At 60.7% G+C, this 23005-nt stretch carries 20 protein-coding genes and 1 pseudogene; 12 read left to right on the top strand and 9 right to left on the bottom strand.

Annotation, left to right across the window (positions count from 1 at the left end; translation table 11 throughout):
- Positions 1–46 precede the first annotated feature (46 nt).
- Positions 47–865, bottom strand: a complete 819-nt coding sequence (locus C4J89_RS19320) for a pyruvate, water dikinase regulatory protein (RefSeq protein WP_003193298.1) — start codon at positions 863–865, stop codon at positions 47–49.
- A 178-nt stretch (positions 866–1043) separates the two neighbouring features.
- On the opposite strand from C4J89_RS19320, the gene ppsA reads away from it, so the two are divergent.
- The 8 genes from ppsA to C4J89_RS19280 all read left to right on the top strand — a co-directional run bounded on the left by ppsA (position 1044) and on the right by C4J89_RS19280 (position 9182).
- Positions 1044–3419 carry a phosphoenolpyruvate synthase gene (ppsA, locus tag C4J89_RS19315; protein ID WP_124363936.1) on the top strand — a complete coding sequence of 792 codons (2376 nt, stop codon included), beginning with the start codon at positions 1044–1046 and terminating at the stop codon, positions 3417–3419.
- 106 nt (positions 3420–3525) lie between these two features.
- Positions 3526–4515: an alpha/beta fold hydrolase gene (locus tag C4J89_RS19310; RefSeq protein ID WP_124415325.1), complete on the top strand. Its 990-nt coding sequence runs from the start codon at positions 3526–3528 to the stop codon at positions 4513–4515.
- A gap of 230 nt (positions 4516–4745) precedes the next feature.
- Positions 4746–5237: a ribonuclease E activity regulator RraA gene (gene rraA, locus C4J89_RS19305; protein ID WP_124363934.1), complete on the top strand. Its 492-nt coding sequence runs from the start codon at positions 4746–4748 to the stop codon at positions 5235–5237.
- A 24-nt stretch (positions 5238–5261) separates the two neighbouring features.
- Positions 5262–6257, top strand: coding sequence for a zinc transporter ZntB (locus tag C4J89_RS19300; protein ID WP_124415324.1), 996 nt, complete (start codon positions 5262–5264; stop codon positions 6255–6257).
- An 86-nt stretch (positions 6258–6343) separates the two neighbouring features.
- A complete protein-coding gene (locus C4J89_RS19295; RefSeq protein WP_124410548.1) occupies positions 6344–6589 on the top strand; it encodes a CrfX protein in 246 nt (81 codons plus the stop codon).
- A gap of 2 nt (positions 6590–6591) precedes the next feature.
- On the top strand, positions 6592–7416 hold the full coding sequence (locus C4J89_RS19290; protein ID WP_003193288.1) for a mechanosensitive ion channel domain-containing protein: 825 nt from the start codon (positions 6592–6594) through the stop codon (positions 7414–7416).
- Positions 7417–7503: 87 nt separating this feature from the next.
- Positions 7504–8094 carry an RNA polymerase sigma factor SigX gene (sigX, locus tag C4J89_RS19285; protein ID WP_003193286.1) on the top strand — a complete coding sequence of 197 codons (591 nt, stop codon included), beginning with the start codon at positions 7504–7506 and terminating at the stop codon, positions 8092–8094.
- Between the two features lie 107 nt (positions 8095–8201).
- Positions 8202–9182, top strand: coding sequence for an OmpA family protein (locus C4J89_RS19280; protein ID WP_124371519.1), 981 nt, complete (start codon positions 8202–8204; stop codon positions 9180–9182).
- Between the two features lie 60 nt (positions 9183–9242).
- Here the strand turns inward: C4J89_RS19280 and cobA are convergent, their stop codons facing one another.
- The 8 genes from cobA to C4J89_RS19240 form a co-directional block, all read right to left on the bottom strand.
- A complete protein-coding gene (gene cobA, locus C4J89_RS19275; protein ID WP_124415323.1) occupies positions 9243–9986 on the bottom strand; it encodes a uroporphyrinogen-III C-methyltransferase in 744 nt (247 codons plus the stop codon).
- A 9-nt stretch (positions 9987–9995) separates the two neighbouring features.
- The gene (locus C4J89_RS19270) at positions 9996–12704 is read right to left on the bottom strand and encodes a nitrate reductase (protein WP_124415322.1); all 2709 of its coding nucleotides are present in this window, start codon (positions 12702–12704) and stop codon (positions 9996–9998) included.
- On the bottom strand, positions 12704–13021 hold the full coding sequence (nirD, locus tag C4J89_RS19265) for a nitrite reductase small subunit NirD (protein WP_057721197.1): 318 nt from the start codon (positions 13019–13021) through the stop codon (positions 12704–12706). The genes C4J89_RS19270 and nirD overlap by 1 nt, the downstream gene beginning before the upstream one ends.
- Positions 13018–15471 (bottom strand): nitrite reductase large subunit NirB, encoded by a 2454-nt coding sequence (gene nirB / locus C4J89_RS19260; RefSeq protein ID WP_124415321.1) that lies wholly within the window; start codon positions 15469–15471, stop codon positions 13018–13020. The genes nirD and nirB overlap by 4 nt, the downstream gene beginning before the upstream one ends.
- 224 nt (positions 15472–15695) lie before the next feature.
- Entirely contained in the window at positions 15696–17366 is a 1671-nt protein-coding gene (locus tag C4J89_RS19255) for a bifunctional protein-serine/threonine kinase/phosphatase (RefSeq protein WP_124415320.1), read from the bottom strand.
- The gene (locus C4J89_RS19250) at positions 17366–18577 is read right to left on the bottom strand and encodes a NarK/NasA family nitrate transporter (protein WP_124415319.1); all 1212 of its coding nucleotides are present in this window, start codon (positions 18575–18577) and stop codon (positions 17366–17368) included. The genes C4J89_RS19255 and C4J89_RS19250 overlap by 1 nt, the downstream gene beginning before the upstream one ends.
- A gap of 144 nt (positions 18578–18721) precedes the next feature.
- A complete protein-coding gene (locus C4J89_RS19245) occupies positions 18722–19297 on the bottom strand; it encodes an ANTAR domain-containing response regulator (RefSeq protein WP_057721200.1) in 576 nt (191 codons plus the stop codon).
- A 13-nt stretch (positions 19298–19310) separates the two neighbouring features.
- The gene (locus C4J89_RS19240; protein WP_124415318.1) at positions 19311–20537 is read right to left on the bottom strand and encodes a CmpA/NrtA family ABC transporter substrate-binding protein; all 1227 of its coding nucleotides are present in this window, start codon (positions 20535–20537) and stop codon (positions 19311–19313) included.
- Positions 20538–20774: 237 nt separating this feature from the next.
- Here C4J89_RS19240 and C4J89_RS19235 point away from each other — a divergent pair.
- From C4J89_RS19235 to C4J89_RS19220, 4 genes and pseudogenes are all read left to right on the top strand, one after another.
- Positions 20775–21611 (top strand): annotated as a pseudogene (locus C4J89_RS19235) (secretin N-terminal domain-containing protein); the annotation flags it as partial.
- A gap of 107 nt (positions 21612–21718) precedes the next feature.
- Positions 21719–21940 (top strand): FliM/FliN family flagellar motor switch protein, encoded by a 222-nt coding sequence (locus tag C4J89_RS19230; protein ID WP_124363925.1) that lies wholly within the window; start codon positions 21719–21721, stop codon positions 21938–21940.
- A gap of 161 nt (positions 21941–22101) precedes the next feature.
- A complete protein-coding gene (locus C4J89_RS19225) occupies positions 22102–22488 on the top strand; it encodes a winged helix-turn-helix domain-containing protein (RefSeq protein WP_124363924.1) in 387 nt (128 codons plus the stop codon).
- 19 nt (positions 22489–22507) lie between these two features.
- Positions 22508–22942: a transglycosylase SLT domain-containing protein gene (locus tag C4J89_RS19220; RefSeq protein WP_124415317.1), complete on the top strand. Its 435-nt coding sequence runs from the start codon at positions 22508–22510 to the stop codon at positions 22940–22942.
- Positions 22943–23005 lie beyond the last annotated feature (63 nt).

The raw sequence follows: 23005 nt of genomic DNA, 5'->3' as shown, positions 1-23005 counted from the left end.
AATTCGCCAACTGACACACCTCCGTCAGGAGCAAACCTCCCCAAGGCTACTTGAACCGCCGCTCCACACCTTTCTCCACCAGAATCTTCGCTGAAATCTCTTCCACCGAAAAATGCGTGGAATTGATGTGCGCAATATTCTCGCGACGGAACAGATTTTCCACTTCACGCACTTCAAATTCGCATTGGGCGTAGCTGGAATAGCGGCTGTTGGGTTTGCGTTCGTTGCGGATGGCGGTCAGCCGGTCCGGGTCGATGGTCAGCCCGAACAGCTTGTGCGAATGCGCACGCAGCGCGGCTGGCAGCGTCAGGTGTTCCATGTCGTCTTCGGTCAGCGGGTAGTTGGCCGCGCGGATACCGAATTGCATGGCCATGTACAGGCAGGTGGGTGTCTTGCCGCAGCGCGACACGCCGACCAGGATCAGGTCGGCCTTGTCGTAGTAGTGCGTGCGGGCGCCGTCATCGTTGTCGAGGGCGAAGTTCACCGCCTCGATCCGCTCCATATAGTTGGAGTTATGCCCAATGGAATGGGACTTTCCGACGGAGTAAGAGGAATGTTCGCTCAGCTCCTGTTCCAATGGCGCCAGGAACGTGGAGAAGATGTCGATCATGAAACCATTCGACGTTGCGAGAATCTCACGAATGTCTTGATTGACGATGGTGTCGAAAATGATCGGGCGAAAGCCGTCTTTTTCAGCCGCCAGATTGATTTGTTGTACCATGGCCCGCGCTTTGTCCACGCTGTCTATATAAGGCCGTGTGAATTTGGCGAAGGTAATGTTTTCGAACTGCGCGAGCAGGCTCTGGCCCAGTGTTTCGGCCGTGATGCCGGTGCCATCGGAAATAAAGAAAGCAGATCGTTTCATTTGAGCCCTGGGCCTTAAGCTGATGGCGAATCTTGGATATGATAGGCGCGATTTTGCCGTCCCGCAGTGGGCCGCATTCTCACTTATTTTCCAGGTCCAGGCCACAAGCGCTGGCGTTCGCTCCTACTGAGCAAGCCGCGTCCTGAGCTTTTCCAACACAGAAAGTGGAGAGATCACCTTGGTAGAGTACGTAGTTTCCCTCGATAAGCTCGGCGTCCATGATGTAGAGCATGTGGGGGGCAAGAACGCATCCCTCGGCGAGATGATCAGTAATCTTGCAGGCGCCGGTGTCTCGGTGCCGGGTGGTTTTGCCACCACGGCCCAGGCTTACCGTGATTTCCTCGAGCTGAGCGGCCTCAATGCCCAGATCCACGCCGCGCTGGACGCCCTGGACGTCGATGACGTCAACGCCCTGGCCAAAACCGGCAGCCAGATCCGACAATGGATCATGGATGCCGAGTTCCCCGAGAAGCTCAACGAAGAGATCCGCACCGCCTTCGCCACCTTGTCCGCCGGTAACCCGGATATGGCCGTCGCCGTGCGCTCCTCGGCCACCGCCGAAGACTTGCCGGACGCCTCGTTCGCCGGTCAGCAAGAGACCTTCCTCAACATCCGCGGCGTGGAGAACGTGATCCGCGCGGCCAAGGAAGTGTTTGCCTCGCTGTTCAACGACCGCGCCATTTCCTACCGCGTGCACCAGGGTTTCGACCACAAGCTGGTGGCCTTGTCTGCCGGTGTGCAGCGCATGGTGCGTTCGGAAACCGGCACCGCCGGCGTGATGTTCACCCTCGATACCGAATCGGGCTTCCGTGACGTGGTATTCATCACCGGCGCCTACGGCCTGGGCGAAACCGTCGTACAAGGCGCGGTGAATCCGGATGAATTCTACGTGCACAAGCACACCCTTGAGGCCGGCCGCCCGGCCATCCTACGCCGCAACCTGGGCAGCAAGGCGATCAAGATGATCTACGGCGACGAGGCCAAGGCCGGTCGTTCCGTTAAAACAGTGGACGTCGACAAGGCCGAGCGCGCGCGTTTCTGCCTCTCCGACGCTGAAGTCAGCGAATTGGCCAAGCAAGCGATGATCATCGAGAAGCACTACAAGTGCCCGATGGACATCGAATGGGCCAAAGACGGTGACGACGGCAAGCTGTACATCGTGCAGGCCCGTCCCGAGACCGTTAAGAGCCGCACGTCGGCCAACGTCATGGAACGCTACCTGCTGAAAGAAACCGGCACCGTGCTGGTGGAAGGCCGCGCCATTGGCCAGCGCATCGGCGCCGGCAAGGTACGCATCATCAAGGACGTGTCCGAGATGGACAAAGTCCAGCCGGGCGACGTGCTGGTCTCCGATATGACCGACCCGGACTGGGAACCGGTGATGAAACGCGCCAGCGCCATCGTCACCAACCGTGGCGGGCGTACGTGCCACGCGGCGATTATCGCCCGTGAGCTGGGCATTCCTGCGGTCGTCGGTTGCGGCAACGCCACCCAGCTGTTGAAAGATGGCCAGGGTGTGACCGTGTCCTGCGCCGAAGGCGACACCGGTTTCATCTTCGAAGGCGAGCTGGGCTTCGACATCAAGCAGAACTCCATCGACGCCATGCCGGACCTGCCGTTCAAGATCATGATGAACGTCGGCAACCCGGACCGCGCCTTTGACTTCGCGCAGTTGCCGAACGCCGGTGTGGGCCTGGCCCGCCTGGAGTTCATCATCAACCGTATGATCGGCGTGCACCCCAAGGCCCTGTTGAACTACGACGGCCTGCCGCTGGACATCAAGGAGAGCGTCGACAAGCGCATCGCCGGCTACAACGACCCGGTGGGCTTCTATGTCGAGAAGCTGGTGGAAGGCATCAGCACCCTGGCGGCGGCGTTCTACCCGAAAAAAGTCATCGTGCGCCTGTCGGACTTCAAGTCCAACGAATACGCGAACCTGATCGGCGGCAAGCTCTACGAGCCGGAAGAAGAAAACCCGATGCTGGGCTTCCGTGGCGCCTCGCGTTATATCAGCGAAGCGTTCCGTGACTGCTTCGAACTCGAATGCCGCGCCCTCAAGCGTGTGCGCAACGAAATGGGGCTGACCAACGTCGAAATCATGGTGCCGTTCGTGCGCACCCTGGGCGAGGCGAGCCAGGTGGTCGACCTGCTGGCTGAAAACGGTTTGACGCGCGGCGAGAACGGCCTGCGGGTCATCATGATGTGCGAGCTGCCGTCCAACGCCATTCTGGCCGAGGAGTTCCTGGAGTTCTTCGACGGTTTCTCCATCGGCTCCAACGACCTGACCCAGCTGACCCTGGGCCTGGACCGCGACTCCGGGATCATCGCTCACCTGTTCGACGAGCGAAATCCTGCGGTCAAGAAGCTGCTGGCCAACGCCATCCAGGCGTGTAACAAGGCCGGCAAGTACATCGGTATCTGCGGTCAGGGCCCTTCCGATCACCCTGACTTGGCCAAGTGGCTGATGGAACAGGGCATCGAAAGCGTCTCGCTGAACCCCGACTCCGTGCTGGAAACCTGGTTCTTCCTCGCCGAAGGCCAAGCGCCCGCTTAACGTCGCTACGTCAAAAGTGCCGGTCACCCGTTGAGGGTGACCGGCATTCTTATCTGTACAGGGCGGAACTCCTACCGGACGCCGCCCTTTTTTGTGCAAGAAGATTATGCAAAGCAGCAGCAACCTGTTTCCCGTCGCCTTGATCAGCGCTGAACGTCGTGGCGACCTGAGTGAAGATGTGTACCGCCTCAAGCCCGGTAACAGCCCCGACGGTACCGTCGAACTGGCGGTTACCCGTCTGGGCCTGGCCGATGTCCCGGAAAACCGGGGCACGCCGGTTATTTTCTTGCACGGCAGTTTTTCCAATCGGCGCTTCTGGTATTCGCCCAAGGGCATCGGTCTGGGGGCTCACTTGGCACGCCAGGGGTTTGATGTATGGATCCCGGAAATGCGCGGCCATGGCCTGTCCAAGCGCAACCACGACTACGCCCGCAACCGTGTCGCCGATTACGCGCGTTACGATTTGCCGGCCATTGGTGCGTTTGTGCACGAGCAAAGCGGGCAGGCTGCGCACTGGATCGGGCATTCCCTCGGCGCCACCACGTTGGTTGCCGCGCTGGGCGGGCAATACCTGGGCGCACAGTGGGTGGCTTCGGTGGCGATCTTTGGTTGCCAGGTCAGCCGCACGTATTGGCCGTTGAAAATTCCACCGGTGGAATGGGGCGGTCGATTTATCTTGAAGCGTCTTGCCCAAGTGTCCAGCCCACGATTCAAACGCGGGCCCGAGGATGAACCGGCCGGCGTGCTAATCGAAGCGATGCGTTGGAATGGCCTGTTCGGCCGCTTTGGCGACGCCGAGCGCGATTGGTGGAAAGGCCTGGCAGAGGTTGACGTGCCGCTGTTGGCGGTCAGCGCGGCGGGCGACCGGCAAGACCCGGACTGGGCGTGTCGCAAGCTGTTTGAGCAAGTCGGCAGCGAACATCGCCAATACCTGTGTCTGGGGCGTCGGCAGGGTTTTACCGATGATTTCGGGCATGTACAAATGCTAGTCAGCAAAGCGGCACAGGCTCAAGTGTGGCCGTTGGTGGAACGTTGGTTGAAAGACCCGTTGACACCTGTGTTCGGCACCCGGCCCGAGGTGGCTGCGGTCGTTTGACGAAGCGCTCTACCGAGGGCGTTTCACTCTTGTGTGGTTGCGGCTAAGATATGACGCCTCAGGCGCTTCTGGTCATATTCAGTCGCGTAACGGCCGTTGCGTTACGCGCAGGTGAGTCTGATCATGGCTGGCACTCGCGGCCACGTCCTTAAAGAATGCCTGTTGCAAGACGTTTTTCTGATGTACACCCTGGGATGTCCGACCTCATTTTTGACGACAGGAGTTTCTCGATGAACCATTACGTGACCCCCGACCTGTGTGACGCGTACCCGGAACTGGTACAGGTGGTCGAGCCGATGTTCAGCAACTTCGGTGGCCGAGATTCCTTCGGCGGCGAAATTGTGACCATCAAGTGCTTCGAAGATAACTCTCTGGTCAAGGAACAGGCCGAGCAGCCGGGTACCGGCAAGGTGTTGGTAGTCGATGGCGGTGGTTCGCTGCGGCGTGCGTTGCTGGGTGACCTGATCGCCGAAAAAGCCGCGAAAAATGGCTGGGAAGGCATGGTGATCTACGGGTGCATCCGCGACGTCGATGTGATTGCCCAGACCGATCTGGGCGTGCAGGCCCTGGCCTCTCATCCGATGAAAACCGACAAGCGCGGCCTTGGCGACCTGAACGTGGTGGTGACCTTTGCGGGCGTGACGTTCCGCCCAGGCGAATACGTGTATGCCGATAACAACGGTGTGATCGTCTCGCCCAGCCCACTGAAAATGCCTGAATAAACGCAGTAGCCGAAAGGGGTGAGGATGTTCGAGGAAGAAAACGCGCAATGGGGGCTGGTGCATGCCCTAGTGCTGGACGGTAAAGGCGGTGCGCGTTCGATTGCCCGGACTGAGCTTGACGCGTTGCAACTGCAGCCTCAGGAAAGCCTGTGGCTGCATTGGGACCGCAGCCACCCTCAAACCCAGACCTGGCTGCGCAAATCCAGCGGTTTGAGCGAATTTGCGTGTGACCTCCTGCTGGAAGAAAACACCCGCCCACGGCTGCTGCCGTTGCCGGATGCCGAACTGCTGCTGTTTTTGCGTGGGATCAATCTCAACCCCGGCGCGGAACCGGAGGACATGGTTTCGGTACGTATCTTCGCAGCTGCCAGTCGTGTGATTTCCCTGCGTTTGCGCCCGCTACGCGCCACCGATGAGCTGCTGGTGCAACTGGCCGAGGGTAAGGGGCCAAGAACTGCGTCTGAACTCATCCTTTATATGGCGCAGTACCTGACCAACAAAGTGCAGGATCTGGTCACCGGGCTGTCCGAAATCGTCGATTCCGAGGAAGAAAAACTCGATGCCGACGAACGGTATACCCCGGAGCACGGCAGCGTATTGCAGATCCGTCGGCGAGCGGCCGGGCTCAAGCGTTTTCTGGCGCCGCAACGGGATATTTTCGCGCAGCTGACGCGGATCAAACTGGCGTGGTTTTGTGACGACGACGCCGACTACTGGAACGAATTGCACAACAGCCTGACCCGTTACCTGGAAGAGCTCGAATTGGCCAGAGAGCGCGTGGGGCTTGTGCTTGAGGCCGAAGACCGGCGCTTGAGCCTGCGCATGAACCGCACGATGTACCGTTTCGGAATCATCACCGGCATCTTCTTGCCGATGAGTTTTTTGACCGGCCTGCTGGGCATCAATGTGGGGGGGATACCGTTTTCCAGCAGCCCCTACGGATTCATGATTGCCTGCCTGCTGATGGTCTGCGTGGCCCTGGGGCAATGGTGGTTGTTTCGACGGTTGCGCTGGGTTTGAGCTGAATATGAGCTGAACGTAGGAAAGGGCCGATGTGACCCGATGAATTTTACCCTCGTCTTTTAAATCACTTGCGAGAGGTCTCTATGCACGATCCGTTCGAACAGTCTTTGCGTGACATGCTCAATGCTTCGCCATCCAACCGTGATGATGACGCTTGCCTGGGTCGCGTACTGAAAACCGCCAACCGTCAGGTTGGGGCGGGTGACCTGTTCGGTCTGCTCGGGCGCTGGCTGCCGGCATTGATGATGGCCCTGAACAACGGTTCGGCCCATGTGTCACCGGTTTCCCGTAGTAAACCTCTTGCTCGCACTGCTGATAAGGCTGACTGAATATGGAACTTGATCTCTGGACCCAGAGCCTGGTCACCGCGATGACCGCATTGTGGACCAAGGTGGCGAATTTCATTCCCAACCTGTTTGGTGCCCTGGTCCTGGTATTGCTGGGCTTTGTCGTGGCCAAGTTGCTCGACACCCTGCTGTCCAAATTGCTCGCCAAACTCGGGCTGGATCGCCTGATGGCCGGCACCGGCCTGACCAAGCTGCTGGGCCGCGCCGGGCTGCAAGTGCCGATTTCTACGCTGATCGGCAAGATCGTTTATTGGTTCGTTCTACTGATTTTTCTGGTTTCTGCGGCTCAGTCCCTTGGACTTGAGCGAGTTTCAGCTACGCTCGACATGCTGGCACTGTATTTGCCGAAAGTTTTCGGCGGCGCGCTGGTGTTGCTGGTAGGCGTTTTGCTCGCGCAACTGGCCAATGGCCTGGTGCGCGGAGCCGCTGAAGGCGTCGGGCTGGACTACGCGGCAGGCCTGGGGCGAATTGCCCAGGGGCTGGTGATCATCATCAGCATTTCCGTCGCGATCAGCCAATTGGAGGTCAAGACTGACCTGCTGAACCACGTTATTGTGATCGTTTTGATTACCGTTGGTCTGGCCGTTGCGCTGGCCATGGGGTTGGGAAGTCGGGAAATTGCCGGTCAGATTCTTGCGGGAATCTATGTGCGTGAGCTATATCAAGTTGGGCAACAGGTGCGTGTGGGCGAGGTTGAAGGGCAAATCGAGGAGATCGGCACAGTCAAGACGACCGTGCTGACCGATGACGGAGAACTGGTGTCGCTGTCCAACCGGATTCTCCTGGAGCAGCAGGTCAGTAGCCGCTAAACCGGCAAACCCTGCTAATGTACGCCGCCGCGAACCCGGCTGACCGGGTTGCAGCGGACATTGACCTGACTGCCGGCACGACTTGTTTTGAATAAAGCCCAAACGCTGTCCACGCGCTATGACCCCCGTGAGCTCTCTGATGAGGAGTTGGTCGCGCGGTCGCACACGGAGCTGTTTCACGTAACACGCGCGTACGAAGAATTGATGCGCAGGTATCAACGCACTCTGTTCAACGTTTGTTCAAGGTATTTGGGGAACGATAGAGATGCCGATGATGTCTGTCAGGAAGTGATGCTCAAGGTGCTGTACGGCCTGAAGAACTTCGAGGGCAAATCGAAGTTCAAGACCTGGCTCTACAGCATCACCTACAACGAGTGCATCACGCAGTATCGGAAGGAACGGCGAAAGCGTCGCTTGATGGACGCTTTGAGTCTGGACCCCCTTGAGGAGGCGTCTGAAGAAAAGGCGCCGGCACCCGAGGAAAAGGGCGGACTTGATCGCTGGCTGGTGCATGTGAACCCGATTGACCGTGAAATTCTGGTGCTACGTTTCGTCGCAGAATTGGAATTTCAGGAAATCGCTGACATCATGCATATGGGCTTGAGTGCTACAAAAATGCGTTACAAACGTGCTCTTGATAAATTACGTGAGAAATTTGCGGGCGAGACTGAAACTTAGTGCGTAGCAAATATCTCTTACGTGTAGGCAAGTTCTGTTAGACTTGTCGCCGAGTTGTCCCCCGGTTTGTGGGACTGCTTTACAATCACCAGATGGGGATTTAACGGATGAAACTGAAAAACACCTTGGGCTTGGCCATTGGTTCTCTTATTGCCGCTACTTCTTTCGGCGTTCTGGCACAAGGCCAAGGCGCAGTTGAAGGCGAGCTGTTCTACAAGAAGCAGTACAACGATAGCGTCAAGCACATCGAAGACGGCTTCAATCCTGGCGCTCGCATCGGTTACTTCTTGACCGACGACCTGTCCTTGAACCTGTCCTACGACAAGACTAACCACACCCGTTCGAACGACGGTACTGGTAGCCAGAAGATCAAAGGCGATACCGGCAGCCTGGTTGCCCAATATCACTTCGGTCAAGCTGGCGTTGACAGCCTGCGTCCATACGTTGAAGGCGGTTTCGGCCACCAGAGCCGTGGCAACGTAAAAGCTGACGGTCACAGCGGTCGCGATCAGACTACTTTCGCTACCATCGGTACCGGCGTGAAGTACTACTTCACCAACAACCTGTACGCTCGTGCTGGTGTTGAAGCTGACTACGGTCTGGACAACGGCAAGTGGGACTACTCCGCACTGGTTGGCCTGGGTGTGAACTTCGGCGGTAACGCTGGCGCAGCTGCTCCAGCTCCTACCCCAGCACCAGCTCCAGAGCCAGTTCCAGAGCCAGAAGCTCCGGTTGCTCAGGTTGTTCGTGTTGAGCTGGACGTTAAGTTCGACTTCGACAAGTCGGTTGTTAAGCCTAACAGCTACGGCGACGTCAAAAACCTGGCCGACTTCATGGCTCAGTACCCAGACACCAACGTAGAAGTTGCTGGTCACACTGACTCCGTAGGTCCAGACGCTTACAACCAGAAGCTGTCCCAGCGTCGTGCTGACGCTGTTAAGCAAGTCCTGGTTAAAGATGGCGTAGCTCCTAGCCGCATCACTTCCGTAGGTTACGGCGAATCCCGCCCAGTTGCTGACAACGCAACTGAAGCTGGTCGCGCTGTTAACCGTCGCGTAGAAGCAGCGGTTGAAGCTCAAGCTAAGTAATTAGCCGAGCTTCACAAAAAGCCCGGCTTAGGCCGGGCTTTTTTTCGCCTGTGATTTGCCTCAGGCGCTGGCGGCTGCCGCGACGCAAGCCATCTGGGCTGCGCTGGCAACACGGCCAATCACCAGAATCGCCGGGCTCTTCAGCGCAAACGCCTGCGCGTCTTCATGCATGGCGGCGAGGTCGCTACGGCATTCGCGCTGCTCGGGCAACGACGCATTTTCGATCATCGCCACTGGCATATCCGCAGCCATGCCACCTTCCAGCAACTGTTGCCGAATCTCTTCCAGCTTGGCGACGCCCATATACACCACCAGCGTCGTGCCTCCCTCGGCCAGTGCGCGCCAATTCAGGCTGCTGTCGTCCTGGGTATGCGCCGTGACCAACGTCACGCCACGGCTTACGCCGCGCAACGTCAACGGGATATCGCAATTGGTCGCTCCGGCCAGCCCGGAGGTAATGCCATTGACCAGCTCCACCTCGATGCCACGCTCGCGCAGCCAGGTTGCCTCTTCGCCACCCCGGCCGAAAATGCACGGGTCGCCGCCTTTAAGCCGCACCACGCATTTGCCCTGGCGCGCATAGCGCAGCATCAGGCGGTGAATAAAATCCTGCGGTGTGGAACGACAGCCGCCACGCTTGCCGACGGTGATCACGCGCGCATCGGCGCAGTGCTCCAGCACGGCCGCGTTGACCAGATCGTCGATCAACACCACGTCGGCTTCATGCAGGGCCCTTACCGCTTTGAGGGTGAGCAATTCCGGATCACCGGGCCCGGCGCCTACCAGCCAAACTTTTGCGCTCATGGTGTTACCTCACAGACTGATTGCGATTGGCTGCGGGCTGGCGGCCAACAGACGTTTGATTTCCGGCACGCAGGAGCCGCATTGCGTGCCGCATCCCAGTGCTTGTTTGAGCCCATTCAGGTCCAGGCCACGGGCGATCCCGGCGCACACCGCGTTTTCGCTGACATTTCTGCAGTTGCACAGGACCTTGCTGCTGGCTGCGGCACCCCCCGGTGGCGCGCTTAACGGCGCCAATAGCCAGCGGCGTAATTGATCGTCGGCGCGGCCTTCCAGCCAGAGGCTCTGCAGCCAATGGCGGGCGAGGGTTTCGCCGGCCAGGCGCAACGCGGTAATGCGGCCTTTTTCGATTTTCACCCGTTTACCGATGGAACGGCGCGGGTCGTCATACGCCATCACCGGGCCATCATTGAGCCCCAGCAACTGGTCGATGCGGTTCAGCAACTGCAGGTCTGGCGCCTCGGTATGGGCTGCACGTACCAGCAACGCGGGACGCTCACGTCCGGACAGGCTTAGGCTGACGTAGGCAAAACCCTCACAGAGCGGGCGCAGGGCTTCGAAATGTCGCTGCACGTCGCCCTCGATCAGCGCAAACAGCTGCCACGGCAGTTGCACGGCTTCCAGGCGCACACCGCTGTGTTTGAGCTCCGGCTGTTTCGATAACGGGTCGAACGCCGGCTGGGTCAGCACGTTGACGCCGCCTTTGAGAAAACGGTCGCCCCAATGCATGGGCAGGAACGCCTGGCCGGGGCGCACGCTGTCATCGCTGGTGACCGCGACGATGACATTGCCTCGACGGCTTTTCAGGCTGACCAGGTCGCCTTCTTTGAAGCGGTGACGGCGCAACTCGTCCGGGTGCAGGCTCGACAGCGCTTCGCTGACATGCCCGAACAGCTGCGCCGCCGTGCCGGTACGGCTCATGCCGTGCCATTGGTCGCGCAGGCGGCCGGTGATCAGGGTCAGGGGGAAGCGTGCGTCACGCTGCTCTTTGGCGGCGCGGTAAGGGTCGGCGACAAACTGCGCACGACCATTAGCGGTGGGGAAAATGCCATCCACGTAGAGGCGCGGCGTTCCGGCCTGTGCCCCCCTGGGAAACGGCCACTGTTGCGGGCCGAGCCGGTCAAGCAGGGCATGGCTGATGCCCGACAAATCCAGATCGCGGTCCCGGGTCAACAGCTTGAACTCGTCAAAAATCTGCGCAGGTTGCTCGAAGGCAAACAGGCTGCTCAGGCCTGGCCGCAGACGACGCTCCAGGCGTCGGGCGAAATCCACCGTAATCGCCCAATCCGGCCGCGCTTCTCCCGGTGCTGCGACGGCGCGTCGCACGTGGGAAATACGCCGTTCGGAGTTGGTCACCGTGCCTTCTTTTTCACCCCAGCTGGCGGCGGGCAACAGCAGGTCGGCGTAGGCGGCGGTCTCGGTGGTTCGAAACGCCTCCTGCAACACCACAAACGGACAGGTCGCCAAGGCTGCACGCACGGCATTCTGGTCCGGCAATGATTGGGCGGGGTTGGTGCAGGCGATCCACAACGCTTTGATCTTGCCCGCGTGGACCTGCTCGAACAGTTCGATGGCCGTGAGGCCGGTGCTAGCGGGCAGTTGATCGACGCCCCAATAAGCGGCGACTTCCGCGCGGTGTTCGGGGTTGGCGGCGTCGCGATGCCCAGGCAGCAAATTCGACAAGCTGCCGGTTTCGCGCCCGCCCATGGCATTGGGTTGGCCGGTCAGGGAAAACGGCCCGCAGCCTGGCCGGCCAATCGTACCGGTGGCCAGGTGCAGGTTGATCAGCGCGCTGTTTTTCGCGCTGCCCGCAGTAGATTGGTTCAGCCCCATGCACCACAACGACAAGAAGCTACTGGAGGTGCCCACCCACTGCGCGCACAGGCGTAACTGCTCGACACTGATCCCGCACAATTGCGTGACCATCTGCGGCGTGTAGTCATGCACCAGGCGTTTCAGCTCGACCAGGCCGTCGGTATGTGCCTGGATAAACTCGCGGTCGATCCAGTCTTCCCACAGCAGCAGATGCAAAATCCCATGGAACAACGCGACGTCGGTCCCCGGCAGGATCGCCAGGTGCAGGTCAGCCAGGTCGCAGGTGTCGGTACGCCGTGGGTCGATCACCACCACTTTCATCTGTGGGCGGCGCGCCTTGGCTTCTTCCAGACGTCGGAACAACACTGGATGAGCGTAGGCCATGTTACTGCCGACGATCATCACGCAGTCGCTGGTGTCCAGGTCTTCATAGCTGCAGGGCGGGGCATCGGCGCCCAGGCTGCGCTTGTATCCAACGACGGCCGAGGACATGCACAGCCGCGAGTTGCTATCGATATTGTTGGTGCCGACCAGGGCACGCGCCAGTTTGTTGAAGCTGTAGTAGTCCTCGGTCAGCAATTGCCCGGAGATGTAGAAGGCCACGCTGTCCGGCCCGTGCGCGGCGATGGTCTCGGCAAATACCGTGGCCGCATGTTCCAGGGCGGTATCCCAGTCGGTACGGGCGCGGGCCAGGTCTTTGCCCAAGCGCAATTCCGGGTACAAGGCGCGGGCGTCGAGGTCACCGGTCAGATGCAGGCTGGCGCCCTTGCTGCACAGCTTGCCGAAGTTGGCCGGGTGGTCCGGATCGCCTTGCACGCCGAGGATCCGGGTGCCGTCATGCTCAATCAGCACGCCGCAGCCCACCCCGCAATAACAGCAGGTGGACGCGGTGACCTGGCGGTCCATCACCCTGCGTCCCGCAGGGCCAGCATCACTCGGCCGTTTTCCACGCGGGCGAGGTGATGATGGGCGCAGCCGATATCCGGCGCCTGGGCTTCGCCGGACGCCAAATCGATCTGCCAATTGTGCAGCGGGCAGGCCACGCGCTTGCCATAGATCAAACCTTGGGACAGTGGCCCGCCTTTGTGCGGACAACGGTCATCGAGGGCGAAGACCTCATCGTCGCTAGTGCGAAAAATCGCAATGTCGCCCTTGGGCCCGTTGATGATGCGCGAGCCCAATGCGTTGATTTCTTCCAGGGCGCAGATATCCAGCCAGTTCATGCTGGCACCTCCAATTGCTTGACCGGGATGACGTCGAATTCCTTTTTCAGCAGCGGCTGTTCCAGGCGTTCTTTCCAGGGGTCTTGCTCGAACGACAGCGAAAACTGCAGGCGCTCGTTGAGGGCCTGGCGCCGGGCCGGGTCTTCGAGCACGGCTTTCTTGATATGGTCCATGCCCACCCGCTGCAGGTAATGCACGGTGCGCTCCAGGTAGAAGGCTTCTTCGCGGTACAACTGCAGGAATGCGCCGTTGTATTCGCGCACTTGCTCGGCGGTCTTGAGCTTGACGAAGAACTCCGCGACTTCGGTTTTGATCCCGCCGTTGCCGCCGATGTACATCTCCCAGCCTGAGTCCACGCCGATGATTCCCACGTCCTTGATGCCTGCTTCCGAGCAATTGCGAGGGCAGCCGGACACCGCCAGCTTTACCTTGTGCGGCGACCACATATTGAACAGGTCGTGCTCCAGCTCGATGCCCAGTTGCGTGGAGTTTTGCGTACCGAAGCGGCAGAACTCGCTGCCCACGCAGGTCTTCACGGTACGGATGGATTTGCCGTAGGCATGCCCGGACGGCATGTCGAGGTCTTTCCAGACGCCGGGCAAGTCCTGCTTCTTGATGCCGAGCAAGTCGATGCGCTGGCCGCCGGTCACCTTGACCATGGGCACGTTGTACTTGTCGGCCACGTCGGCGATACGGCGCAGCTCCGACGGATTGGTCACGCCGCCCCACATGCGTGGGACGACGGAATAGGTGCCGTCTTTCTGGATATTCGCGTGGGCGCGTTCGTTGATCAGGCGCGATTGCGGGTCATCCTTGGCCTCGCCCGGCCAGGTGGAGATCAGGTAATAGTTCAGCGCCGGGCGGCAGGTGGCGCAACCGTTGGGCGTGCGCCAGTTCAGGTAGCTCATGGTGCCGGCGATGGTCAGCAGGTGCTGGTCGCGAATGGCCTGGCGGATTTGCCCGTGGTTGAGGTCGCTGCAACCGCAGATGGCTTTTTCGCTCTTGGGTTTGACGTCGGCGGCACCGCCCACGGTGTTGATCAGGATCTGCTCCACCAGCCCCGCGCAAGACCCGCACGAGCTGGCGGCCTTGGTGTGCTTTTTCACCTCATCGACGCTGAACAGCCCTTGTTCCTGGATCGCCTTGACGATGGTGCCCTTGCACACGCCATTGCAGCCGCAGACCTCGGCGTTGTCGGCCATGCTCATGGCTTTGTCCTGGCCCTGATGGCCTACGTCGCCCAGTGCATTTTCGCCAAACATCAGATGGTCGCGGATCTCGCCAATCGCGTGGTTCTCACGGATCTGGCGGAAATACCAACCGCCGTCGGCGGTATCGCCGTACAGGCAGGCGCCGACCAGGATGTCGTCCTTGATCACCAGTTTTTTGTACACGCCGCCGATGGGGTCGGAGAGGGTGATGGTTTCAGTGCCTTCGCCGCCCATGAAGTCTCCGGCAGAGAACAGGTCGATGCCGGTGACTTTCAGCTTGGTGGAGGTGACCGAACCTTTATAGGTGGCAAAACCCAGCTGGGCGAGATGGTTGGCGCAGACCTTGGCCTGTTCGAACAGCGGCGCCACCAGGCCGTAGGCAATCCCACGGTGGCTGGCGCATTCGCCGATGGCGTAGATGCGCGGGTCGTAGGTTTGCATCGTGTCGTTGACCAGAATCCCGCGGTTGCAGGGGATGCCGGACTTTTCTGCAAGTTCGGTGTTGGGGCGGATACCGGCGGCCATCACCACCAGGTCGGCGGGAATGATGTCGCCATTTTTGAACTGCACCGAGCCGACCCGGCCGTTGCCGGCATCGTACAAGGCCTGGGTCTGTTCGCACAGGCGGAATACCAGGCCACGGCTTTCCAGTTCGGTTTGCAGCAGTTGGCCGCTGGTTTTGTCCAGTTGCCGTTCCAGCAGCCATTCACCGATATGCACCACGGTCACCTGCATGCCGCGCAGCATCAAGCCGTTGGCGGCCTCAAGGCCCAGCAGCCCACCACCAATGACCACGGCGTGCTTGTGGGTCTTGGCGGTGTCGATCATGGCCTGGGTGTCGGCAATATCGCGGTAGCCGATCACGCCCTGCAAGGTGTTACCGGGAATGGGCAGGATAAACGGGGTGGAACCGGTGGCGATCAGCAGGCGATCGTATTCGGCTTCGGTACCGTCTTCGGCGATGACCCGGCGCTTCACTCGATCGATCTGCACCACCTTGCGGTTGAGCAGCAGCTTGACGTTGTTATCGAGGTACCAGTCCAGGTCGTTGAGCACGATCTCTTCGAAGGTCTGCTCGCCGGCCAATACCGGCGACAGCAGGATGCGGTTGTAGTTGGTGTGGGGCTCGGCGCCGAACACGGTGATGTCATAGAGGTCGCTGCTGAGCTTGAGCAGTTCTTCCAGGGTGCGAACCCCGGCCATGCCGTTGCCGATCATCACCAGTTTGAGTTTTTTCATGTCGCTCTCCGACCAATCACGCGCAAACAAAAAAAGGCGTCCCCGCTAGTTACCTAGCGAGGACGCCTTTGTCCTGGTCCCGTTCTCTCGGGAAGCTCGGCCCTTCGACGTTGAAGGAGCGGCTATATGTGGGTTGTTGGGATAGGTAATGCAGCAGCTGTGCCAAGTGCCGATGCCCCCAGTTTTATTGGGCATTTAGCGCGAATGCCGCAGGGTTTTGCCCGTTAGTGGTGCAATAGCCAGTAGAGCAGCACCAGATTGATCAGCAGCGAAGCCATCGCCAGGGTTTGCCAGACCTTGAGCGGTTCACGCTCCAGCAAGGGGCGGGCGCGCACGCTCAGCTCACGGCGGTCGGCCTGTTCCAGCACCAGCAGCCATTCTTCGGCGGTTTCATAACGTTGCTGCGGTTGCGCGGCCACGGCCCGTTCGAGGCTCGCGGGCAACCAGTCGGGCAAATCGGGACGGTAGCGGCTGGCGCTGACTGTTTGAGTGAAGCGCGGGCGTTGGAAGGCTTCGATTTCGCCGTAGGGATAGTGGCCGGTCAGCAGGTAATAGAGCGTGACGCCAACACTGTACAAATCCTGTTGCGCCGTAGGCCGCTCGCCGTTGAACGACTCCGGCGCGATAAAGCTCGGGGTGCCGGGCAGCACATGCGCGCGGTCTTCAGACAGCCCTGGGCAGTAGGCAAGACCGAAATCCAGCACGCGCAGTTCACCGTCATCCCCCAGCAACAGGTTTTCCGGCTTGATATCGCGGTGCAAAATCTGCCGCCGATGCAGCAGGCCCACCGCGCGCAGCAAACGCTCGGCGATGGACTGCCATTGAGCCAGGGGCAATGGGCCCTGGCGCTTGAACAGTTCCGCCAGGGTTTGCCCCGGATATTCACGCATCACGTAGTACAAATGCTGACGCCCGCTGGCGGCATGCACTTCAGGGAACGCGCGGCCGGCGACCCGGCGCAGAAACCATTCTTCCGAGAGCAGGGCCTGGGCGGCGTCAGTGTCTGCTTCGCGATTGAGCGGCAAAGTTTTCAGCAACCAGGGCCGCTGCTGATCATCCTCTACCCGATACAGCAATGACTGTCGGCTCTGCGCCAACAGGCTGTGCACCTGCCAACCTTCGAAACGTTGCCCGGCCTTGAGCAGCGGCGGCAGCGGCCACTGCTGCAACTGCACCAGTGCGTCGCCCAGCGTGGCGGCGCCGAGTGCATCGACGCGCACCAGCAAGGCGCTGGCATTGTCCTGGCTTCCCGCCAAGTGCGCGGCATTCACCAGGGTGTTGACCGCCAGGTCCAAGTCGCTTTGTTCGCGCAGAATCGCGCGGATGCTGTGGTCGCCCAACGTGGCCCAGACCCCGTCACTGAGCAGCAGGAAGCACTCGCCGGCGCGCAGTTCTCCGTCGAGAAAATCCAGCACCAAATGTTGGTCCAGGCCGAGGGCACGCTTGAGCACGTGCTGCATGCCCGGTTGCTCCCACACATGGTCTTCGCTGATGCGCTGCAGCTCGCCGTCCAGCCAGCGATAGGCGCGGCAATCGCCGACGTGGGCCAGGGTGAAACGCTGGCCGCGAAACACCAGGGCGCTGAGGGTGGTCAGCAGCGGCTGGCCGCCGCCATTGGCTTGCAGCCAGCGATTCTGCGCGACCAATAAACGTTCCAGCGCCTGGGCCACGCCCCAGGTCTGCGGCGTGGCGTAGTAGTCCAGGGCCAGCGCCTGCAAGGTCGAGCGTGCGGCCAGGCCGCCATCGGCGCATTGGCTGACACCGTCGGCCAACGCGCACAGGTAGCCTTTGCTCGCGGCCAGTTCCGCCATGGGCGTGACCACCCGCAGCGCGTCCTGGTTTTCCGCCCGTGGGCCGATCGCACTGGCCTGGGCGACGCTCAGTTGCAGGCTCATCAGACGCGCGCGGCGGTCACGGCAGCCGAGCCCCAGGTGGTTCTCCAGCGACGCTTGACCCCGTGCAGGCCAAACCAGGCCAGCACGCCGAGGCTGGCGAACAGCCAAAGGGCCACTTGGTAACTGCCGGTACTCTGCTTGATCGCACCCATGCCGGCCGCCAGCACAAAGCCGCCAATGCCGCCAGCCATGCCGATTAAACCGGTCATCACGCCGATCTCACTGCGAAAACGCTGTGGCACCAGTTGGAACACTGCGCCATTACCGGCGCCAAGGCCGAGCATGGTGCAGACGAAAAGCGCCAGCGCGGCGTAGGAACTGGGCAGGTTGAAACCCACCGCCGCGATGCAGATCACCGCCACGCTGTACATGCCGAGCAGGGTCTTGATCCCGCCGAAACGGTCCGCCAGGGCACCGCCCAAGGGGCGCATCAGGCTGCCACCGAAGACACAGGCGGCGGTGTAGTAGCCAGCGGTCACCGGGCTCAGGCCGTACTGGTCGTTGAAGTAGCCGGGCAGGGCGCTGGCCAGGCCGATGAAGCCGCCAAAGGTCACGCTGTAGAAAAACATGAACCACCAACTGTCGCGATCACCCAGGGCTTTGAAGTAGTCGGCCATCGACTTGGCTTTCGGGCGTTGCGGGGCATTGCGGGCGAGCCAGGCGAACACCATCAGGGTCAGGATCAGCGGAATCAACGCGAAGCCGAACACATTGCTCCAGCCAAAGACCGCCGCCAGTACCGGGGCCAGCAAGGCGGCAAACACGGTGCCGGAGTTGCCGGCGCCGGCGATGCCCATGGCTTTGCCTTGGTGCTCGGCCGGGTACCACTGCGAGGCCAACGGCAGGGCGACGGCAAACGAGGCTCCGGCCATGCCGAGGAACAGGCCCAGCAGCAGGGCTTGCTCGTAGCTGTGAATGCCCAGTTTCCAGGCGCAGAACAACGCGACAATGACAATCACCTGGCCGATCAGCCCGGCGGTTTTGGGCGACAGCTTGTCGGCCAGCATGCCCATGAGAAAGCGCAACACCGCGCCCGCCAGAATCGGCGTGGCGACCACCAGGCCGCGCTGTTGAGTGGTCAGATGCAGGTCGGCGGCTATCTGTACCGCCAGCGGGCCCAGCAGGTACCAGACCATGAAGCTCAGGTCGAAATACAGGAACGCGGCAAACAGGGTCGGGGTGTGCCCGGATTTCCAGAAGCTTGATTTCATCACGCACCTCAACGGTTGGGTCTAAAACGAAAAAACGCCGCCACCGGGTTCGCGAGGGCAAACCGGGTGTGCGACGTCTTTGTCGTGGATTGGGCAACCGCCGTTGGCTACCTGTAGAGGTTCTTTAGCAAGAGCCGCGCCAGATCACCCGAGCAATTCGCTCATGGCAATAATCTGTTCGGCGACCTGGATCAGTTTCTGCTGGCGGCTCATGGCCTGGCGGCGCATGAGGGTGTAGGCCTCTTCCTCATTGCAGTCCTTCATTTTCATCAGCAGACCTTTGGCCAGCTCGATGCGCTTGCGCTCCGCCAACTGTTGATCGCGGGCGTGAAGCTGGGCGCGCAGGGCCTGGTCGCTTTCGAAGCGTGCCATGGCCACATCGAGGATCGGTTGCAGGCGCTGGGCCTGGATGCCTTCGACGATGTAGGCACTGACCCCGGACTTGATCGCCTGGCGCATGACATTCGGGTCGTGCTCGTCGGTAAACATCACGATAGGGCGGGGTTGATCGCGGCTGACCAGCACCACCTGCTCCATCACATCGCGGCCGGGTGACTCGGTATCGATCAGGATCACGTCGGGGCGCACCGTTTCGACGCGCGCGGGCAAGTCGATGGTCAGGCCGGATTCATCGATCACCTCAAAACCGGCCTCGGTCAACGCGGCCTTGAGCCGACCGACTTTGCGCGGGGTGTCGTTGATCAACAGGATTCGCAGCATGGTCGTGCTCCTGTCAGCGCAGCGCTTGGCGGCTGGTGTCGTCCGCCATGGCGTGCAGACGGAAGCTGCGGACATAGCCGGCGGGGTCGGAGCCGTCCCAGACCTTGCCGTCGATCAACTGGCTGCTGCGCATGTTCCGGGTGCTTGTCGGAACGCCGAGGGCGGCGGCGGCTTGACGGTACACATCCAGTTGTTGCACTTGGCGGGCAACGTCAAGGTAATCCGGGTCTTCGCGCAACAGGCCCCAGCGGCGGAACTGGGTCATGAACCACATGCCGTCGCAAAGGTAGGGCAGGTTGACCGCGCCATCGGCGAAAAAACGCAGCGCATACGGGTCCTGCCACTGGTTGCCCAGGCCATCTTCGTAACTGCCCAGCAGGCGCGGTTCGATACAGTCCAGCGGTGCGTCGAGGTACTCGCGGGCGCTGAGCAGTTGGGCGGTGGAGCGGCGGTTTTGCGTGCTCGCTTCGATAAAACGGCTGGCTTCGAGAATCGCCATCACCAGCACCCGGGCGGTATTGGGGTATTGGTCGACGAAGGCTTGGGTACAGCCCAAGACCTTTTCCGGATGATTCGGCCAGATCGACTGGCTGGTCGCCAGGGTGAAGCCCTGGTTCTGCTTGACGGCGCTGGCGCACCAGGGTTCACCGACGCACAGGCCGTCGATACGACCGGCTTGCAGGTGCGCAACCATTTGCGGCGGGGGGACCACCACGCTGTCCACGTCCCGCAGCGGGTGGATGCCCTGGCTCGCCAGCCAGTAATACAGCCACATGGCGTGGGTGCCGGTGGGAAAAGTCTGGGCGAAGGTGAGTTTTGTGCGGCTTTGGTGCACGTGACGCTCCAATGCCTCAGGAGTGACCACGCCTTGCTGTTGCAGCCCACGGGACAGGTTGATGCTCTGCCCGTTCTGGTTCAGCCCCATCAGCACCGCCATCGGGCTCGGAGCAACGCCGCCGATGCCCAGATGCACGGCATAGATCAGCCCGTACAGGCTATGGGCGGCGTCCAGCTCGCCGCTGACCAGTTTGTCGCGCAAGTTGGCCCAGGACGTTTGACGCTTGAGGTTCAGCGTGAGGCCGTAGGGCTGCGCAAACCCCTGGGTGGCGGCGACCACCACCGAGGCGCAATCAGTCAAGGCCATGAACCCCAGGTCGAGACTGCTCTTTTCCGGGGCGTCACTGCCGTTTACCCAGGCCAGCGCCGGGGTCACCGGGCTGTTGCCGACCGAATCGTTCATCCACACCTACCTTTTCTCTCAAAAAAAAGCGTCGCTTCCTCGGATGGCGATACCAGCCATTACAGGGAAACGACGCCTTTGTCCGTAGGCCCGCTCCGTCGTTGGCGCGCGCTCTGATAGAGAGTGCATAGCAAGGCACATGCCACGGGGCTGCCATCAGCTTTCCATCATGATTGAACCTTGCCTGCCTCTCAGTATGGCCGCTCTTTCGCGTTCTACCGCCCCAGGAAAACCAAGGTGCATGCTGAATCTCCCATTCCGACGAACCGCCACTGCCTCGGTAGCACGCTGCTGTGGGTGGTGCTATTGCTGCTCAGCCGGGTTGCCTGGGGCGAGCCGTATCAGGCCAGCGATGAAAGCCTGGCGAGTTTTTTCACTGCATTGTCGGTGCCCCTGGGTCTGCCTGTGGTGGTCAGTCGGGAGGCGGCGCCCAGGCGTGTCAGCGGGACGTTCGATTTCGAGGCGCCCCAACAGGTCCTCGAAGCGCTGGCCCGGCGTGAAGGCCTGATCTGGCACAGCGACGGGCAATCGGTGCACGTCTACAACGCGACTGAAGCGAGAACCTCTGCGGTGGCGTTGCGGTACATCTCGGTCAACCGACTGCGCGGCATCCTGCGCCGAACGGGGCTGGATGAATCGCGCTATCCCTTGCGCGACAGCGGGGTGCGTACCTTCTACGTGTCCGGGCCACCCAGCTATGTCAACCAGGTGCTGCGGCTGGCGCAATTGATGGACCGCCAACGCAGTGAACTGCGCGTGGGCACGCACGCCTTCGGTGTGGTGCAGGTGTTCAATACCCACGTCGAGGACAGGCAGTATGGCAGCGGCGCGAGCAAAGTCAGCGTGCCGGGGATGGCCTCCATCATTCAAGGCCTGCTGGCCAGTGAGCAGAAGGGCCCGCTGGCGGACAAGAACCTGACGCTGATCGCCTATGCGGACACCAACAGCCTCTTGATCAAAGGCAAACCGGCACAGGTGAGCCTGATCGAGAAGCTGGTAGATGAATTGGATGTACCCAAGCAACTGAATGAAATCTCGTCATGGCGGGTGGATGTGGGCCGTGAAGAATCGAAGCCTCCGGCCGGGCCGCCGCCGTTGACGGCTGCGCAATATGAGCGTGTGCAACGTGCGTTCGTAAGGCCGGGCCGCGAGCGTTCCCCCTGAATAAAAGGCGTTTGTCCATGTACCTGGAAATACTGCTGCAGGAGCAATTGATCAGCCGTAAGCGTCTGGCTGCGTTTGCGCCGGGGAAAGTGTTGCCTTTGGCGCCTGAGGTCATCCACTGCGTGGAGGTGCGGGTCAACGGGCAGTTGATGGCTGTGGGTGAGCTGGTGCAGCTGGAGGACCGGTTAGGCGTTGAATTGCATGAGGTGTATCAGGAATGGATACCTCGTTCGGGTTGAGTGGTGAACTGTCTTACAACGAGACGCTGAAAAACACTGACTGAATAGGGTTTTTCCTAGCGTGATACGTGAGACAGGTTTTTATAGTCATGGCATCGGGCGAGTGCGCCGTCACAGCAAGAAGGATTTGAATGTCAGCAGTCGAATGTGCAGGACGCCTTATGGACATCGGAATTGAAGAATCGACAAATTCCCTGGTTTTCGCTCACTGGACCTTGCATGAAGATGGTCGGCTCACGGGTAGGGAAACCGATATTCAACTGCCGCCCAAAGAGGGGAGCGTGCTCCGACTGTTGCTGGTTTCCGGCGGTTCGTTGATGACCAAGGACCGCTTGTTGGCGCTTGCCTGGCCCCGGGGCGAGGTGGCTGATGAGTCATTGACACGTTGCATCTACGCCTTGCGTAGACACTTGAAGGCCGACAAAGGGTTTATCAAGACCGTGTATGGCAAGGGCTACCGTTTTACCTGCCCTGTGCAGGTCCGGAACGCCGAGCCCAAGCACGTCATGCACGTGTGTTCGGCGTGCGGGCAGATCAGCAGTGTTTAAAGTGTGGGGCAGAGGCCTGATGCTGGGCGTGCTGATGGGCAGCAACCAGGCCCTGGCCTACTGCTGGGATGAAGTGGCGCGTCGTTACGACTTCGAGCCGGAGTTGCTGCAGGCCATCGCAGCGGTAGAGTCGGGGTACCGCGCAGAAGCGATCAACTATGCCAACGCTAATGGCACGCATGATATCGGCTTGATGCAAATCAACAGCAGTCACCTGCCTCGCCTGCTCAAGCTGGGCATTACCGAAGAGCGGCTGTTGAGCGAGCCGTGTTTGTCGGTGGAGGTCGGTGCCTCGATTCTTGCGGGGTTCGTTCGGCGTTTTGGCTATAACTGGACGGCGGTGGGTTCCTACAATGTGGGAGCGGGCGCCGGGGCGGAGCGTGACGCGTTGCGCATGCGCTACGCCGAAAAAGTCTGGGCGCGTTATGCGGCACTGATGGCCCATCGTAATTGACGATTGGGCGGCACGCCTCGCATGCAGCGTGTGTCCCCGGCTATAATCGCGCCACCTTTCGCC

The sequence above is a fragment of the Pseudomonas sp. R4-35-07 genome (genome assembly GCF_003852235.1).
Classification (GTDB): domain Bacteria; phylum Pseudomonadota; class Gammaproteobacteria; order Pseudomonadales; family Pseudomonadaceae; genus Aquipseudomonas.
Note: the sequence above shows the minus strand (reverse complement) of the source record. Positions and strands in the feature narration are given on the sequence as shown.

What these genes read in the sequence shown, in the direction of transcription:
- C4J89_RS19250 (WP_124415319.1), bottom strand. Translation starts at nt 18,577, where the DNA reads ATGAAATCAAGCTTCTGGAAATCCGGGCACACCCCGACCCTGTTTGCC.
- C4J89_RS19320 (WP_003193298.1), bottom strand. Translation starts at nt 865, where the DNA reads ATGAAACGATCTGCTTTCTTTATTTCCGATGGCACCGGCATCACGGCC.
- C4J89_RS19270 (WP_124415322.1), bottom strand. Translation starts at nt 12,704, where the DNA reads ATGGACCGCCAGGTCACCGCGTCCACCTGCTGTTATTGCGGGGTGGGC.
- C4J89_RS19295 (WP_124410548.1), top strand. Translation starts at nt 6,344, where the DNA reads ATGCACGATCCGTTCGAACAGTCTTTGCGTGACATGCTCAATGCTTCG.
- nirD (WP_057721197.1), bottom strand. Translation starts at nt 13,021, where the DNA reads ATGAACTGGCTGGATATCTGCGCCCTGGAAGAAATCAACGCATTGGGC.
- C4J89_RS19290 (WP_003193288.1), top strand. Translation starts at nt 6,592, where the DNA reads ATGGAACTTGATCTCTGGACCCAGAGCCTGGTCACCGCGATGACCGCA.
- cobA (WP_124415323.1), bottom strand. Translation starts at nt 9,986, where the DNA reads ATGAGCGCAAAAGTTTGGCTGGTAGGCGCCGGGCCCGGTGATCCGGAA.
- C4J89_RS19225 (WP_124363924.1), top strand. Translation starts at nt 22,102, where the DNA reads ATGGACATCGGAATTGAAGAATCGACAAATTCCCTGGTTTTCGCTCAC.
- nirB (WP_124415321.1), bottom strand. Translation starts at nt 15,471, where the DNA reads ATGAAAAAACTCAAACTGGTGATGATCGGCAACGGCATGGCCGGGGTT.
- C4J89_RS19280 (WP_124371519.1), top strand. Translation starts at nt 8,202, where the DNA reads ATGAAACTGAAAAACACCTTGGGCTTGGCCATTGGTTCTCTTATTGCC.
- C4J89_RS19310 (WP_124415325.1), top strand. Translation starts at nt 3,526, where the DNA reads ATGCAAAGCAGCAGCAACCTGTTTCCCGTCGCCTTGATCAGCGCTGAA.
- C4J89_RS19240 (WP_124415318.1), bottom strand. Translation starts at nt 20,537, where the DNA reads ATGAACGATTCGGTCGGCAACAGCCCGGTGACCCCGGCGCTGGCCTGG.
- C4J89_RS19245 (WP_057721200.1), bottom strand. Translation starts at nt 19,297, where the DNA reads ATGCTGCGAATCCTGTTGATCAACGACACCCCGCGCAAAGTCGGTCGG.
- rraA (WP_124363934.1), top strand. Translation starts at nt 4,746, where the DNA reads ATGAACCATTACGTGACCCCCGACCTGTGTGACGCGTACCCGGAACTG.
- C4J89_RS19255 (WP_124415320.1), bottom strand. Translation starts at nt 17,366, where the DNA reads ATGAGCCTGCAACTGAGCGTCGCCCAGGCCAGTGCGATCGGCCCACGG.
- C4J89_RS19300 (WP_124415324.1), top strand. Translation starts at nt 5,262, where the DNA reads ATGTTCGAGGAAGAAAACGCGCAATGGGGGCTGGTGCATGCCCTAGTG.
- C4J89_RS19220 (WP_124415317.1), top strand. Translation starts at nt 22,508, where the DNA reads ATGCTGGGCGTGCTGATGGGCAGCAACCAGGCCCTGGCCTACTGCTGG.
- C4J89_RS19230 (WP_124363925.1), top strand. Translation starts at nt 21,719, where the DNA reads ATGTACCTGGAAATACTGCTGCAGGAGCAATTGATCAGCCGTAAGCGT.